This is a genomic window from Candidatus Palauibacter australiensis (assembly GCA_026705295.1).
Lineage (GTDB): Bacteria > Gemmatimonadota > Gemmatimonadetes > Palauibacterales > Palauibacteraceae > Palauibacter > Palauibacter australiensis.
This window is the reverse complement of sequence record JAPPBA010000048.1, coordinates 1-15270: the sequence shown is the minus strand read 5'-3', so window position 1 is coordinate 15270 and position 15270 is coordinate 1. Positions and strand designations below refer to the sequence as shown.

The 15270-nt window shown below is 68.9% G+C and carries 14 protein-coding genes; 7 read left to right on the top strand and 7 right to left on the bottom strand.

Translation table 11 applies throughout. The features are described 5' to 3' along the window. On the bottom strand, positions 1-1002 hold a 1002-nt coding region (locus tag OXN85_03650), incomplete at its 3' end, for an FAD-binding protein (GenBank protein ID MCY3599056.1). A gap of 184 nt (positions 1003-1186) precedes the next feature. Beyond that, entirely contained in the window at positions 1187-2365 is a 1179-nt protein-coding gene (locus OXN85_03645) for an aminotransferase class I/II-fold pyridoxal phosphate-dependent enzyme (GenBank protein ID MCY3599055.1), read from the bottom strand. Positions 2366-2506: 141 nt separating this feature from the next. Between OXN85_03645 and apaG the strand changes: the two genes are divergently transcribed. After that, positions 2507-2938, top strand: a complete 432-nt coding sequence (apaG, locus tag OXN85_03640) for a Co2+/Mg2+ efflux protein ApaG (protein MCY3599054.1) — start codon at positions 2507-2509, stop codon at positions 2936-2938. Positions 2939-2966: 28 nt separating this feature from the next. Then, positions 2967-3596: a TenA family protein gene (locus tag OXN85_03635; GenBank protein ID MCY3599053.1), complete on the top strand. Its 630-nt coding sequence runs from the start codon at positions 2967-2969 to the stop codon at positions 3594-3596. A 37-nt stretch (positions 3597-3633) separates the two neighbouring features. Here OXN85_03635 and OXN85_03630 read toward each other — a convergent pair whose 3' ends face one another. Both OXN85_03630 and OXN85_03625 read right to left on the bottom strand, forming a co-directional pair. After that, positions 3634-5976, bottom strand: a complete 2343-nt coding sequence (locus OXN85_03630; protein ID MCY3599052.1) for a DUF5916 domain-containing protein — start codon at positions 5974-5976, stop codon at positions 3634-3636. Between the two features lie 137 nt (positions 5977-6113). After that, positions 6114-6545 carry a plastocyanin/azurin family copper-binding protein gene (locus tag OXN85_03625; protein MCY3599051.1) on the bottom strand — a complete coding sequence of 144 codons (432 nt, stop codon included), beginning with the start codon at positions 6543-6545 and terminating at the stop codon, positions 6114-6116. A 170-nt stretch (positions 6546-6715) separates the two neighbouring features. On the opposite strand from OXN85_03625, the gene OXN85_03620 reads away from it, so the two are divergent. Further along, on the top strand, positions 6716-6907 hold the full coding sequence (locus OXN85_03620) for a DUF378 domain-containing protein (protein MCY3599050.1): 192 nt from the start codon (positions 6716-6718) through the stop codon (positions 6905-6907). Positions 6908-7076: 169 nt separating this feature from the next. Here the strand turns inward: OXN85_03620 and OXN85_03615 are convergent, their stop codons facing one another. Continuing rightward, a complete protein-coding gene (locus OXN85_03615; GenBank protein ID MCY3599049.1) occupies positions 7077-8204 on the bottom strand; it encodes a class A beta-lactamase-related serine hydrolase in 1128 nt (375 codons plus the stop codon). A gap of 184 nt (positions 8205-8388) precedes the next feature. Between OXN85_03615 and OXN85_03610 the strand changes: the two genes are divergently transcribed. Together OXN85_03610 and OXN85_03605 are read left to right on the top strand one after the other, a co-directional pair. After that, positions 8389-8874, top strand: coding sequence for a DUF4399 domain-containing protein (locus OXN85_03610; GenBank protein MCY3599048.1), 486 nt, complete (start codon positions 8389-8391; stop codon positions 8872-8874). Further along, the gene (locus tag OXN85_03605) at positions 8874-9926 is read left to right on the top strand and encodes an acetamidase/formamidase family protein (GenBank protein ID MCY3599047.1); all 1053 of its coding nucleotides are present in this window, start codon (positions 8874-8876) and stop codon (positions 9924-9926) included. The genes OXN85_03610 and OXN85_03605 overlap by 1 nt, the downstream gene beginning before the upstream one ends. Positions 9927-9972: 46 nt before the next feature. On the opposite strand, the gene OXN85_03600 is transcribed toward OXN85_03605, so the two are convergent. Beyond that, entirely contained in the window at positions 9973-11292 is a 1320-nt protein-coding gene (locus tag OXN85_03600) for a Zn-dependent hydrolase (protein ID MCY3599046.1), read from the bottom strand. Next, a complete protein-coding gene (locus OXN85_03595) occupies positions 11292-12224 on the bottom strand; it encodes a DUF4159 domain-containing protein (protein ID MCY3599045.1) in 933 nt (310 codons plus the stop codon). The genes OXN85_03600 and OXN85_03595 overlap by 1 nt, the downstream gene beginning before the upstream one ends. Positions 12225-12317: 93 nt before the next feature. Here OXN85_03595 and OXN85_03590 point away from each other — a divergent pair, with 93 nt between their 5' ends. Beyond that, the gene (locus OXN85_03590; GenBank protein MCY3599044.1) at positions 12318-13136 is read left to right on the top strand and encodes an ABC transporter ATP-binding protein; all 819 of its coding nucleotides are present in this window, start codon (positions 12318-12320) and stop codon (positions 13134-13136) included. 36 nt (positions 13137-13172) lie between these two features. Then, positions 13173-15089 carry an AMP-binding protein gene (locus tag OXN85_03585; GenBank protein MCY3599043.1) on the top strand — a complete coding sequence of 639 codons (1917 nt, stop codon included), beginning with the start codon at positions 13173-13175 and terminating at the stop codon, positions 15087-15089. Positions 15090-15270: the final 181 nt, after the last annotated feature.

Sequence of the window (15270 nt, the reverse complement as noted above, 5' to 3'; positions counted from 1 at the left end):
GTGTAATTCCCCCAGTCTGGCGAGGATCGAATACGAGATCGCCCGTTCCCCTCGCGGACGCATGAATAGCGGGGCGTCGATCGCCTCTCTTCCGATCGGATAGAGGCCGGTCCAACTCCAGGGTCTGCGCGGCACCCCGAGCGACTCCAGCCACGGCTCGGCAAGCAGCGTCCCCAGCGTCCCCCAGGGCAGGATCCAGTCCCGCCACGGGTGATAATGCAGCCGGCTGAAACACCACGGCGGATACATTGCGGCGCGCCCGACGCTGGCGGTGTCCCTCGTATATGCGTGTTTGTCGTGTCCCAACTCGGCGAGCAGTCTCCCGTCGTCGGGCTCCTCGTCGTACTCGATGCCGGCGTTGAGAACGATGAGGTTCTCGTCGTTCCGGAACTCCGCCCGCAGGTGGTCGAAGCGGTCCGCCTCCACGATCCGCTCGAGTGCGTCGGCGAACCGCTCGGCATCGCGGTAGTGGAGTTCGTACTGCCGGAACCGTCGTCCCGCCGGGCGGAGCCGGATCCACGCCTCGGTAATGATGCCGAACTGTCCCTGCCCGCTCCTCACGGCATCGAAGAGTTCCACGTTCCGGGTGGCGGAGCACCGCACCCGCTCGCCGGTGCCGGTCACCACGTCGAGCTGTTCGACCTGCCCAACCTGCGCCCCGTAGCGATGCGACGTAGTGCCGAATCCGCCGGCCGAGAGCGTTCCGCCCACCGTCACCTCGCCGATGTCCGGGAGAACGCACGGCAGCCGCCGCGCGCCGCGCAGCGCGTCCACGACCTTGCCCCACGGCGCTCCCCCCTGAGCGCGCACCAACTCGGGCCCCGCGGGTTGAACTTGATCCAGATGGGTCGTGTCGAGGACGACGCCGCGGTCCGTCAGAGTCTGTCCCCCCTGCGAGTGTCCTCCGCCCCGAATCGCCAGCTGGACCCCGCCTGCGGCGGCGCGGCGTACGAGGCTTGCCACCGCCTCCGCGCTCCGCGGCTTCACCACCGCTTCCGGCACGCGCCGGGACATCCGTCCGAAGTCGTGGGCGCACGCCTCCCGGTCTTTCGGCTTAGTGCTTGCTCCCGGGAGGAGAGGGTGTTCGCTCGTCACGGTCCGCCTTTAGTCGTCGCATAGCCGACGGGGGGCCGACCGTGCGGTCGCACCCCCCGTTTCGCTGTGGCTTCCGGCTGGTTCGAAACGCCTACCGGCTGCTGTTGCTGTCGGCGGCCGTCATGCCGTCCGGGAAGATCTCGTTCCACGCCGTCAGGAAGCGGTTCATCTCGTCTTCCGTCCCCACCGAGACCCGCAGCCAGTCGAGCATGGGCGGGAAGTCGCGGCCCACGGCCACCTCGTGCTTGCGGAACTCCGCCCTGACCTCGGACGTCGGCCGTCCCGTGCGGACCATGAAGAAGTTCGTCTCCGACGGGAGCACGTCGAAACCCTGGCCCCTGAGGACGTCGGCCGTCTGGTCCCGGAGCGTGTTCGAGGTGTCCTTGACCCAGGCTTCGTACTCCTTGTCCTCGAGCGCAGCGACGCCGCCCCACTTCACGAGCGCGTTCACGCTGCCCGTCGCGTAGTCCCGCATCTGGTCGATCATGTCGGGCGGCGCGATCCCGTAGCCGAGGCGCATGCCCGCCAGCCCGTAGATCTTCGAGAAGGTACGCGTCACGAGCACCTTGCGGCCTTCCTTGATGTAGGGGACGGCCGTCTCGTAGCGCGGGTCCTCGATGAAGTGGTGGTACGCCTCGTCGATGAGGACGGGGACGTCTTCCGGAATCCCGTCCAGCAGGCGACGGATGTCGTCCCCCGGCACGATGACGCCGGTGGGATTGTTGGGATTGCAGATGTAGACCATGCCCACATCGCGATAGTTGCGGTTCGTGACCTCGATGAGGTCATCGATGTCCTGCGTGTAGTCGGGCAGGAGCGGGCGCTCGATCACATCCGCGTCGATCCCCGAGGCGGTCCGGTAGACGGTCAGGTACGTGGGCGAAACGCCGACGACCTTCTCCTCGTGGCGCAGGAAGGCGAGGCCCGCCACGCGCAGCGTCTCGCCGGAGCCCGCGTTGATCATCACGTGATCGGTGGGGACCCCGTGCGACTCCGCGATCTTCTCAAGGATGTCGCCGTCGGGATAGCCGTACCGGTTCGAGTACTTCCAGGCCCCCTTCATCGCCTCCAGCATCTTCTCCGAGGGCCCGTACGGGTTCTCGTTGGAGGAGAGCTTGGCGAGGTCGTCGTAGGGGTCGAGCGGCTCGACGCCCTTCGGGGGAGGTCTCAGTCCGGCGCCGATGACCGCCGTCGGGGTCAGGCCCGCAACGCCCAGGGCCGCGGCGCCGCCCACGAAGTGCCGGCGTGAGAACGTGTGCTGGGAATCCATCGCTTCCTCCATGCTCCCTCAAGTCCCTGTCGCCCGGCCGTCGTCCGCGAACCGGGAGTGCGGCCCGAACAAAACGATGCACTGATACTCTGCGGCGCGAGGCGTGGCCCGCGCAACGGTGACGGCGTATCCTCTGCTCGAATGGCCCCTCACGAGACCACCCCCGATGCCGGCGCTCCCCCCATCGTCCCGGAGGCGATGGCCATCCACGTGCGGCCGGAGTACGCGGCGGAACATTCGGATCCGGCGGCCTGGCGCTACGTCTTCGTCTACCACATCACGATCGAGAATGTAGGAACCGAGACGGCGCAACTCTTCTGGCGCCACTGGCTGATCCACGATCTCGTGGCGGGCGACCACGAGGTCGAGGGAGAGGGCGTCGTCGGGCAGTCTCCGGTGCTGGGACCGGGGGATTCGCACCGGTACAACAGCTTCTGCATCCTGCGGGGTCCGACGGGCCACATGGAGGGGTTTTTCCACTTCCGCCGCCGTGATGGCTCCGTCTTCCGCGCCCCGATCCCCCGCTTCCACTTCCACGCGCCCCCCGAAGCCGTGGGCACGTTGTTCAGCTAGCAGAGTGGTGTCCAGGACTCCGAGACGCATGACGGAACCGCTGCACCGAGTGCTGTGGGCCGGCAACGCCGGCCTTGCCGACGCCTGCCTCCGCTCTCCGTTCGTGCGCGGCCTCGCCGATGGGACGCTCGATCCGGAGGCGTTCCGGCGGTACGTGGCCCAGGACGCCTTCTTCCTGCGGGCCTTCTTCAGCGCCTACGCGCTGGCCGCGGCGCGCACGGCCGACCGGATGGAAGTCGCGCGCCGGCTGCACGTCCTGATGCAGGGCGTGCTCGACGAACTCGAGCTTCACCGCGCGTACGCCGAGCGACTCGACATCGATCTCGACGACGTCGTGCCGAACGCCGCCGCGAAGGGCTACACGGATTTCCTCGCCCGCGCGGCCTGGCACGCCGAAGCGGGCGAGATTCTCGCCGCCATGACCCCCTGCATGCGGCTCTACGCCTGGCTCGGGCAGCGCCTCGAAGCGGGAGATCACGCGGAGAACCCTTATCGCGACTGGATCGAGACGTACGCATCGCCGGACTTCGAGGGGCTCGCCGCGGAACTCGAGGCGTTGCTCGACGACCTGGCCGCGGACATGCCGGAGCGGGCGGCGGAGGCCTATGCCGAGGCCATGCGCCACGAACTCGTCTTCTTCGAGGCGTTCGGGCGCTGACCGAAGGGGGACTGACCGAAGGGTGCGAAGGGCCGCGCTAGAAGCGGTAGGTGTAGTTCAGCTTGATCGAGGCGCCGCGCGAGAGGGTCCTCAGGTCCATCCACCTCATCGGATCCGCATCGTCGGGCGCGTCGAGCAGCCCGGACTCCAGGTTCCGCCAGTTGTGGGTGTAGACGAGGAAGAGATCGTTGCCCGGCTTCAGGATCCAGCGGAAGCGCATGAACAGGCCCAGCACGCGACTCACATCGTCGTACTGGAACTGGTTCGTCACGCCGATCCACGGCGTCGGGTCCCATGAACCCTCGAGGCGATAGAGGTTCGTGACGAAGTCCCCCTGCGGCAGGTAGACGGCGTTGCGCTCGTAGCCCGTCTGCAGGTTGATCCCGGGGTTCGGCCGGAAGTTGGCGTTCAGGTCGACCCGCACTCGGTCGCCATTCCAGAAGCCGCCGATGTTGGCCCCGCCCCGGACGGAAACGGGACGGCGGCTCGTCGTCCGCCCGCGGAGTCGGTAGTCCCAGGTCGTGTAGTCGCCCGGCACGATGTCGATGCCGTCGCTGATTTGGAACTGCCGGTCGAGGAACTCGTACGTCCGCACCGCCTCGAAGCTCAGGTTGTCCCCGCTCTCGAAGTCGATGTCGATGAAGTTCAACTGGAGTTCCTGCTCCTCGAGGATCATCGACCCCAACTCCCACAGATTCCTCAACTGGACCGAGACCTCCACCTGCCGGATCCAGTCGATGGCGGGGCGGGGAGACCAGCCGATCCGCGGCTCCACGCGGCGGAAGTCGTTCCGGGCCACGAACCCCACCGCCGGGCTGTAGTCGTCGCCGAATTCCCGGTAGGAGACATGTCCGGACCAGAGATCGTTGGGGAGGTTGATCCGGGCTCCCCACGCGGAGAGATCCTGGAAGCTCCGCGACACCGCCGGGTCCGGGTTCGAGTTCCAGACCATGAACGCCTCGGCCTCGAAATTCTGGTTCCCGAACAGGCTGTTGGTCCGATAGTCGAGGTCCGCGCCGAGCGTGTGCCGGTCCGCCGGCAGGAAGCCGTCCGCGTCGGCCGCCGTGCTCCGCCGCGTGTAGATGGCGCCGATGGCCGACTGCTCGAAGATGGGGACCCGGGCTCGCGCCACCGTGAAGGCCTCCCTCGCGAACCGTATCAGGTCTGCGGGTGCCGGTTCGGCCCCGTTGGCGAGGGCAGCCTCAGGGGCGTACGAGTGGGCGCCCGTGCCCATCTGGTAGAAGCCGAGGTCGACGCCGTTCAGCTGGCCCGTGAGGCGGAGCCCGTAGTCGATGGGGACCTGCTGGCCGCGCTCGATCCCGATCCGTCGTGAGAAGAAGGGTTGCGGGCCGCTACGGGGGGCGAACGTGAATACGCTCGAACCCTCGAGAAAGAAGTCGCGCCGCTCGGGGAAGCGCAGCGGAAAGCGCGTGAGGTTGACGCGGCGCTGGTCGCTCTCCACCTCGGCGAAGTCCGTGTTGACGCTGAAGGAGGCGCGGAGACTCGGCGTCACGCTGTAGTTGAGGTCGAGGCTCACGTCGCGCGGGAACGTCGTCGGGTCCGCGTTGTCGGGGGTGTTGCGCCAACTGCCGATTCCCGACGCCACCGCCTCCAGGCCGATGCCCTGCGAGAGACCCTCGAGTCCTTGCAACTCGCCGGCGAACACGAGGCGGTTCAGGCCCTCGTTCCGCCCGTAGCCGCGCCACAGGATCTCCTCGTTGTTGCGCCGGATCGAGCGCAGGAAGTTGATGCCCCAGCTCCCGCCGTCCGGGACGAAGTTCAGGGTGCGGAAGGGGATCCGGATCTCCGCGGACCACCCGTCGGGACGGCGCGCGGTGCGCACTTCCCAGATGCCGTCCCACGAGCGGTTCACGCCGCCGAACCCGCCGCCGCCCGGCCCTCCGCCGCCGGTGCCCGTGATGAGTCCGTCGCTGAGGGCGCCGGCCGCGTTGGTCTCGAAGTGATAGCCGGTGCGGCCGTCCCCGAACGTGTCGAGCACCCAGGCGAACCGGTCGTCCGTGAACAGGAACGCGTCGCGCGCGCGCTGCCGGGCGAGGATCTCGTCGGGCTCGTCGAAGAGGATGGCCGCGATGTAGAGGTTGTCGCGGTCGTAGGCGACCCGGACTTCGGTGGGGTGCGACGGGACGCCGCCCTCGACGGGTTCGCGCTGCCGGAAGTCGCCGATCGCCTCGATGCGGCCCCAGACCGACTCCTCGACGCGGCCGTCGAGATCGATGCGCTCCTCGGCCGTCAGCCGCGTCGCCTGTATGACGGAGCCATCGCCGTCCTGGGCGGCGACTTCGTGAACTCCGCAGGGAAGAAGCAGGGCGAGGGCGAGCCCCGGCCCCGAAAGCCGCCGGAGGTGACGTGCGCGTGTCATCGGTGTCCGCTGTATCCGCGTCGATCCCGGGTGGTGGCCGGCTGCTCGCGGCCGGGTAGTGGTCGTCTGCTCTCGACCAGGTTCAAGGGAGGTTCAGATAGACGACACCCGCGTCTCGGGCAGGGTTGAATCGGGGGTCAGGTGACGATGATGCGGGCTCCCACCATGATGCTGGGGTGCGTGGCGCAGTAGTACACGTACGTGCCCGCCACGCTCGGCGTGACGGTGAAGGTGTCGTTGTTGCTCATGGTGCGGCTGTCGAAGGCCCGCGCGCCGGAGGGAACGTCCGTCGACGTCACCGTGTGCGGGTTCGCGCCGACGTGCCGCCAGCCCACCGTCTCGCCGCTCCGGATCGTCACCTCGGCGTCGCCGTTGCGGCGCCCCGCCGGGTCGACGAAGGCGTTGTCCTCGATGTTCACCGTCACGTTCGCCCCCGGCACGGGGCCCGCCGGTGGTGGTGGTGGGGGGGGTGGGGGCTCGGGCGGTGGTGCCCCGGGCCCGGCGCCGTCTCCGCAGGCCGCCACGGCGAGCAGGCCCGGAAGGGCGGCAACGAACGCGCGACGTCTCAAATGATCATCTCCCCATCATCTCGGCGCTGCGGCCCCTGTCCGAGCGCGTTCGGGCCTTGCGAAACCCGATCGACCTTCGTGCGTACTATGTGTTCGTACCATGTCGGGTCACCGGAAGGGTTCCGCGCCCCGCGCGCGGACCCGCAGCCAGGTTCAGTCGGGAGAAATACATGAACGGGAAGAGTTGCAACAGAGTGGCGAACGCGCTGCTGCTGGCCGGCGCCCTCAACTGGGGATTGATCGGCCTCATCGGCTTCAACTTCGTGGCTGCGGCCTTCGGCCCCCTCGCCCGGCTCGTCTATATCGCCGTGGGCTGGGCGGCGTTGTACCGGATCTTCGCCAACGGCAACCGGAGTTCCTAGCAGCCCGTGGCAAAACCCTGTGTCAGCGCCGAGAGTGGTGAGGCGCTCGCCTGACAAGGAGCGACGAGGGAGAATAGCAGCGCTATTTGACTGAGGAGGGACGCAGAGCGTAGCGATTCAGGCGAGATGCATTCGCCGCTCGAACGCAGCGGGGTTTTGCCACGGGCTGCTAGCCAGGGGCTATTGCCGCGGGCTGTCCAGGAACGCAGGGGGCGCCAAAGCGTCTCGCGAGTCCGACCGCGGCGCCCCGCTCCCGGAATTCCTCCCCGAAGTAGTCGTACAGAAGACGCGTCATCTCGGCGATGGTGCGTTCCCGTCGCCACGTCGGGCGCCGAAGCGTGTTCACGAACACCGAGACGATGAGGTGCCCCGCGCCATCCGGCAGCGCGACGATCCCCACGTCGTTGATGGCGCCGCCCATCGTTCCCGTCTTGTGCGCGACGAAGGTCGATGGCGGCAGCCGGCCCCGCATCCGCCCGCGTCCGGATCGTGACCGGTTCAAGACGTCGAGGATCCAGGCGCGCGACTCGGGGGTGAGTCCCTTGCCTTCGTGGATCGCGAGCAGGAGGTCCGTCATCCCGTCCGGCGTGGCCGTGTCCCGCGGGTCCGTGCCGTAGCGCTCGCGCGCTGCCTGGCGGTGCGCGTCGGGCAGGGCATCGCGCAGCCGGAAATACCGGTAGCGATACAGTTCGCTCTCCGGGATCGTGTCCGGGAGGCCGACCAGATCCGCGAAGGTGCGGGCTTCGGAGCGGTCGACGCGCACGCCCTCGATGTCCAGCCGGCGAAGGTGGCGCGTGGCGGCCTCGGGCCCGCCCGACATGTTGAGGATCACGTCCGTGGCCGTGTTGTCCGACTGGGCGAGCATGAGCGAGAAGAGACTGTCGACCGTGACGCGTACGGATCGCGCCCCCGACCAGTCCGCGAGCGGACTGTGTCCCGCGCGAAACTCCTCCACCGTCACCACGACCGTCTCGGAAGGATCGATCTCGCCGAGGTCCACGCGCCGCAGGAACTCGAGCGCCATCGGGACCTTCGATACGCTCGCCATCGGGTAGGGCCGGTCTCCGTTGAACGAGATCCGGGCGCCCGACTCGACGTGCAGCGCGGAGACGCCGACGGCATCCCCGACCCGCCGCGCGATGCGGCGGAGCCCTTCCCCGATCGAATCCGGCACGACACACGCCGCTCCGATGGGGAGGGGGCCGGGAAGGGGCGGCGCCAGGGTCTCCTGCGCCGCGGTCGGACCCGGGGGCGCGAGGAGGAGGCTCAGCGCCAGGACGGTTGCGCGTGGTTTCATGCGTGGCGTGGATTCATGGGTGAACTCCTGCTCTGTGTTTGAGAACATGCGATGGGCGGAAACGTTGTATGCGGTGTTTCCGCCGCGGCAGCGAGCCGCGCGTCTCGCGCGCGCGGGTCCGTTTCCCTAATCTGCGAGTCCCAGAGCCGTGTCGCATCGACGGATCGTTCGTCCAGGAGGTTTCATGCGTTTCCCGCGCCCGAGATGGATCCCTGTTGCCTTCGTCGCCCCGCTCTCGTTCGCCATCGCCTGCGGGGGAGGAGAACAAGCCGAGGACGTCCAGATAGCCGCGGAACCGGCCGAAGAGATGCCCGCCGAGCCCGCCGTCACCGTCCGCATCACGCAGCCGGAGGAAGGCGCGACGGTGGGCCCGGACGTCATGGTCGTCATGGAGACGGACGGGATCGAGATCGTCTCCATCACACCACCGGTCGTCGGCACCGGGCACCATCACCTGTACGTCGACGTGGACCTCACGCCGCTCTCCGACCTGATCCCGCAGAACGACCCCCAGATCATCCACATGGGGGATGGGAGCACCGAGTACATGCTGGAGGGACTCGCGCCAGGAGAGCACCGCCTCATCGCCGTGGTGGCCAACCCCGCGCACATCCCGCTCGATCCGCCGGTCGTGGACACCCTCCACTTCACGGTCGCGAACGAGGAGTGATGTCGGCCGGGAGGGTCTCCGGCAGGGTCTCCGCCGGGGTTCCGCTCGTCTCGCTCGTCCTCGCGCTGGGCTGCGCGCCCGACGGCGGGGCCGACTCGGCGGAGATGGCTCCGGCCGGGGAAGGAGGAGGCCCGGCCACGCCGGAGCCGCAGCACACGCTGACGGCGGACCAGACGCACAACCGCTGGAGCCGGACGATTCCGCCGATCCTGACCGTGGAGTCCGGCGCCGTCATCGAGGCGTATCTCGAGGAGGCGTCGGACGGGCAACTGACTCCGGAGTCCACCTTCGAGGATCTCGTCACGCTGAGCTTCGATCCCATCCACCCCCTGACCGGGCCGGTGTACGTCGAGGGCGCCGAGCCGGGCGACCTCCTCGCCGTCACGCTGCACGAGATCGAACTCGGCGACTGGGGCTGGGTCGCGAACGTCCCGGGATTCGGGTTCCTCGCCGACCGCTTTCCCGAACCGTATCTGAGGACCTTCGAGTTCGAACCGGGGGACACCAGCGTCGAATACGCGCCGGGGATCCGGATTCCGCTGCGGCCCTTCCCCGGCGTGATGGGCGTGGCGCCGGACACCGATTCGATGCTGGTCACGATCCCGCCCCGCCAGAACGGCGGCAACATGGACGACCGCGACCTGGTCGAGGGCACGACGGTGTACTTCCCGGTACTCGTGGAAGGCGCGCTCTTCTCGATGGGCGACCCCCACATCGCGCAGGGGGACGGCGAGGTGGGCGGCACGGCGATCGAGGGGCCGCTGCGCGTCGTCTACCAAGTGGAGGTCGTCAAGGGCATCGGACCCATCCCGTCGCCCCACTACGAGACCGACGAGTTCTACGCCGTGACCGGCTTCGCGCCGACGATCGACGAGGCGGCGCGGAACGCCGTCGAGGCGATGATCGACTACCTGGTGCGTTCGCAGGAGCTGTCCCGGCAGGAAGCCTACCAGTTGGCCTCGATGGCGGGGGACCTGAAGATCGCCGAGGTCGTGGACGTGCCGAACATGCTCGTCGCCATGCGCATCTCGAAGGACGTGATCGGCAACTGACGGCCGGCTGCCCACCGGCCGCGGAAGGTTCGCGCGCGGCCGGGACTCAGAGGCCGCGCGCGTCGATCGCGAGGAGGGCGCCGAGCAGCACGTTCGCCCCCGCCGTGATCTGATCCGGCTCCGTGAACTCGAGCGGCGAGTGGCTGATGCCGTTGCGGCTCGGCACGAAGATCATCCCCACCGGCCCCAGCAGGGCGACGCTCTGCGCGTCGTGGCCCGCGCCGCTCGGCATGCGGAGCGCCGTGAGGCCGAGGTCGAGCGCCTCCGCTTCGATGATGTCCCGGAGGCGCGGATCGGTCGGCGCCGCGCGACTCTCGTAGAACTGCTCGATGGTGACCGTCGTGCCGTCCGCCGCGGCGATCTCCTCGGCGCGCCCCCGGATCGCCTGGAAGACGGCGTCGATGCCCGTCATCGCGAGGTCGCGGATCTCGAGGCTGAAGGTCACCCGCCCCGGGATGACGTTCGGCGCGCCGGGCTCGGCGGTCAGGCGGCCGACGGTGGCCACGTGCCGCCCGGGCAGTTCCCGCGCGGACACGTGCACGGCATCGATGATGCGCGCCGCGGTTACCATGGCGTCCTGCCGCATGTCCATGGGCGTGGTGCCGGCGTGGTTGGCGAAACCGTCGACCGTGACGGACCAGCGGCGGATGCCCACGATCCCCTGCACGACGCCGATGTCGAGCCCGCCCCGATCCAGCACGAACCCCTGCTCGATATGCAGTTCGAGGTAGGCCGCGAGACTCCCGGCCTCCCGTCGTGCCGCCGCCAGGTCGGTGAGGTCGCCGCCCAGGCGCTCCGTGCCCTCGCCGATCGCAAACCCGCTCGCGGTGACGATGTCGACTTCCCAGGGCAGGGTTTCGCCCGCGACCGCGCGGCTCCCCGTCTTGCCGCCCTCCTCGTTGGCCCAGATCACGAATTCCAGCGGGTGGCGGGTTTCCCGGCCCGCGTCCACCAGCGTGGCCACCGCTTCGAGCGCGCCGATCGAGCCGACCTGTCCGTCGTAGCTGCCGCCCGCCGGGACGGAGTCGATGTGGGAACCGAGGACGATGGGGGCGAGCGAGGGGTCCGTGCCGCGCCGGCGTCCGATCAGGTTGGCGGCGCGGTCCACATGCACTTCGAGGCCGAGGTCGGACAGGATGTCCGAGAGCCAGGCGCGGGCCGCCCGGTCCTCATCGCTGTAGGCGAGCCGCGTCGTGCCCTCCGCGGCGCTGCTGAAGCGCGCGAGTTCGCCGAGGCGGCGGTTGAGCCGGTCGCCGTCCACGAGAAGTCGCTGGCCGCGCAGTGCGCGGAGCGGCCAGGGGGTGGCCGCCGCTCCCGCGGCGCCGAGGGCGAGCGCCCCGAACCGCCGCCGGGAGATCGGCCCCATCAGTGGCTGAGGCCGTAGATGATGTAGTTGATGGCGAGTTCGTAGGCGTAGGTCGAGCGGTCGATCGGGTAGTACGGGTTCTCGGACCACTCCCACGCGTCGCCCAGATCCGTGTTGTGGTTGATGACGACCATCAGCTCGCCCTGGTCGTTGAAGATCCCGCGGACCGTGGGCGGGCAGGGTCCCCAGCACTCCTCGTAGCGCCCGCGCATGGCGTTGTTGACGGCCGGCACCGTCTTGATCTCGTCGATGTCGTAGAACTGGTGGAAGATCGGATGATCCAGCGGAATCGGCTCGATCGGGCGGCCGGGCAGGATGCGGGACATGTGGTACTCGAAGTTGTACCACGCCTCCTCGCCCCAGAAGTCATCCACCACCAGGAATCCGCCCGCCTCGAGGTAGCCCCGGAGACCCTCGATTTCGGGCTCGGACAGGTTAATGTAGCCGACTTCCAGCATGTAGAGGAAGGGGAAGCGGCGCAGTTCGGGGTCGTCGAGCGCGACCGGGTTCTCCCACTCGTGCAGGTCCAGCATCGCGAGCAGGCGATGGAGGATGAAGAGGAACTGGCGGTCGGCCTTCGGGAAGTCCGTGGCCCACGTGCCGCGTCCCCGTCCCCCACCCCACCAGCCGCGGGAGCCCGAGTAGATGGCGCGCGTGAAGTAGAAGTCCCGGCCCCATTCCGCCCGCGCCTGGGCCAGCCCCGGTTCGCGCTCGAGCAGCCAGTCGCGCGCGGCCTCGCGTTCGCGAAGGGCCGAAGCGCTCACATCCCCGGTGCTCACGTCGCGGGCGCTCGCCTCCGCGGCCACCGCGTCCGTCGGCGGGTCGGATCGCCCCGTCATGCCCGTCACGGCGGCGGCGGCCAGCGTGGCGACCGTCACGGTGGCCAGCGTGGTGGCGAGGATCGGGGCGGAGCGCGGTCGGAGACGCATCATATGTTCATAAGGATTGCCGGAGGCCCGCCCGTCAACTACTTCCCGTTTTCCCCGGGGTTCCCCGAACGGTCCCGAGCCGCGGCAGGCGCCGACATGAACGAGTCCGACGGCCGAGCCAACGTGCAACTGGACGGCGTCACCCTCCGCTTCGGAGGCGTGACGGCGCTCGAGAACGTGTGCCTCGACATCCGCGGCGGCGAACTCCTCGCGCTCATCGGCCCCAACGGGGCGGGCAAGACGAGCGTGCTCAACTGCATTTCCGGCCTCTACCGCCCCACCGAGGGCACCATCGCGCTGCGGGACGGGGAGGGCGGGTCGCATGCGCTCCACCGCCTCCACCCGCACCGGATCGCCCGGCTCGGCGTCGCGCGCACCTTCCAGAGCATCGAACTCTTCAAGCACATGACCGCGCTCGACAACATCATGCTGGGCCGCCACGTCCACATGCGGGGCGGGGTCCTCTCGGGCGGGCTCTTCTGGGGTCTCCAGCGGCGCCGCGAAATCCGGCACCGGGTGCGGGTCGAGGAGGTGATCGACTTCCTCAACCTGGAACCGGTCCGCCACGCCATCGTCGGCAACCTCCCCTACGGACAGCAGAAGCTCGTCGAACTCGGCCGTGCCCTGGCGCTCGATCCCGAGATCCTGCTCCTCGACGAACCGATGGCCGGCATGAACTCCGAGGAGAAGGAGTCGATGGCGCGCTTCATCCTCGACGTGCACGAGGAATGGGGTGCGACGCCGGTCGTCATCGATCACGACATGGACGTGATCATGGACATCTCCGAGCGCGTGGTCGTGCTCGAGTTCGGGCAGGTCATCGCCGAAGGCCCACCCGCCGAGATCCGCGCCGACCCGCGCGTGATCGAGGCGTACCTGGGCCACGGGGAAACGGCGCCCGGAGCAGCCTCGTGAGCGCCCCGTGAGCGATCTCGTGAGCGCCCCGTGAGCATCGGGTTCGTGGACGGCAGCCTGCCGGGGCTCCTTCGGTTGCAGGCGGCGAACCATGGCGAGCGCGTGGCCATGCGCGAGAAGGAGTTCGGGATCTGGCAGACCACCACGTGGGCCGAATACGCGCGGCGCGTGCGCCATTTCGCGATGGGGCTCCGCGAACTCGGTCTCGAGCGCGGCGACCGGATCGCGATCGTGGGGGACAACCGTCCCGAGTGGGTCATCGGCGAACTGGCGGCGCAGTCGCTCGGCGCGCTGCCCCTCGGCCTCTACCAGGACGCGGTCGCCACGGAACTCGAGTACCTGCTCGCGGCCTCGAGGGCGCGCGTCGTCATCGCGGAGGACCAGGAACAGGTCGACAAGGTGCTCGAGATCCGGGAGGCGCTGCCCCGCCTCGATTACATCATCTACTACGATCCGCGCGGACTGGGCCGCTACGAGGCGCGCGGGCTGCTCGCGTTTCCGGACGTGGAGCGGCGGGGGGGCGAGCGCGACCAGGCGATGCCGCACGAGTACACTGCCGCCTTGGGGGCGGTCCGGGACGACGATCCCGCGCTCCTGTGCACGACCTCCGGGACGACGAGCCAACCCAAGCTCGCCGTGCTCTCGCACTCGAACCTGCTCAGCATGGCGGCACAGTTGCAGAACGTGGACCCGATGGAGGCGGAGGACGAGTTCGTCTCGTTCCTCCCCCTCGCCTGGATCGGGGAGCAGATGATGACCGTCTCCCGCCACGTCCTCGTCGGCTTCCCGGTGAACTTCCCCGAAGAGCCGGGCACCGTGCGGCAGGATCTGCGCGAGATCGGGCCGCGCGTGATGTTCTCGCCGCCGCGCATCTGGGAGAACCTCGTCTCCGAGGTGCAGGTGATGGTGGAGGACACGACGCCGCTCAAGCGCCGCATTCAGGCGTGGGCCATGAAGGTCGGCGGCGAAGCGGCCGACGACGCGTTCGAGGGGCGGACGCCCGACGGCCGGGGGCGGCTCCGGCGCCGGATCGCGGAGGCGGTCGCCATGCGCCCGATCAAGAACCAGCTCGGCCTGCGGCACCTGCGCGACGCCTACACGGGCGGGGCCGCGCTCGGGCCGGACGTGTTCCGCTTCTTCCACGCGCTGGGCGTGAACCTGAAGCAGATCTACGGGCAGACGGAGGTGGCCGGGATCTCGGTGCTGCACAGGGACGGCGACATCCGCTACCAGACGGTCGGGGAGCCGCTGCCCGGGATGGAGGTGAAGGTGGCGGGGGATGGGGAGATCCTGACCCGCGGTCCCGCCGTCTTCCAGGGATACTTCGAGAACCCGGCGGCGACGCGCGAGACGCTCGTGGACGGCTGGCTGCACTCGGGCGACGCCGGCTACTTCGACGATGAGGGCCACCTCGTCGTCGTCGACCGGCTCAAGGACGTGATGTCGCTCGCGGACGGGACGACGTTCTCGCCCCAGTTCATCGAGAACCTGCTCAAGTTCAGCCCCTACGTGAGCGAGGCGGTCGTGTTCGGCGGCGAGCACCCGTACGTGGCCGGGATCATCGCGATCGACTTCGAAAACGCGGGCCAGTGGGCGGAGCGGCGCCAGCTCGCCTACACGACGTTCACCGACCTGTCACAGAAGCCCGAGGTCTACGACCTGGTGCGGGCGCACGTCGAGTCGGTGAACGGGGACGTGCCCGAGGCGGCCCGCGTGCGGCGTTTCCTCCTGCTGCACAAGGAACTGCACGCGGACGACGCCGAACTCACGCGGACCCGGAAGGTGCGGCGCCGCTTCGTCGCCGAGCGCTTCGAGTCGCTGATCGAGGCGCTGTACGGGGAGGATGAGTCGGTGACGGTGGAGATGGAGATTGCCTACCAGGACGGCCGCACGGCCCTCGTGAAGCACGATCTGCGGATCGAGCGGTTCGACGGGCCAGAGGGAGCGGAATAGCCGTGGACCAGTTCCTGCAACTCACCGTGGCGGGCCTGGGCACGGGCATGATCTACGCGCTCGCCGCGGTGGGCTTCGTCATCATCTACAAGGCGAGCGACGTCATCAACTTCGCGCAGGGGGACCTCCTCCTGTTCGGGACCTATCTCATCTTCTTCTACCTCGTCCAGATCGGGCTCCA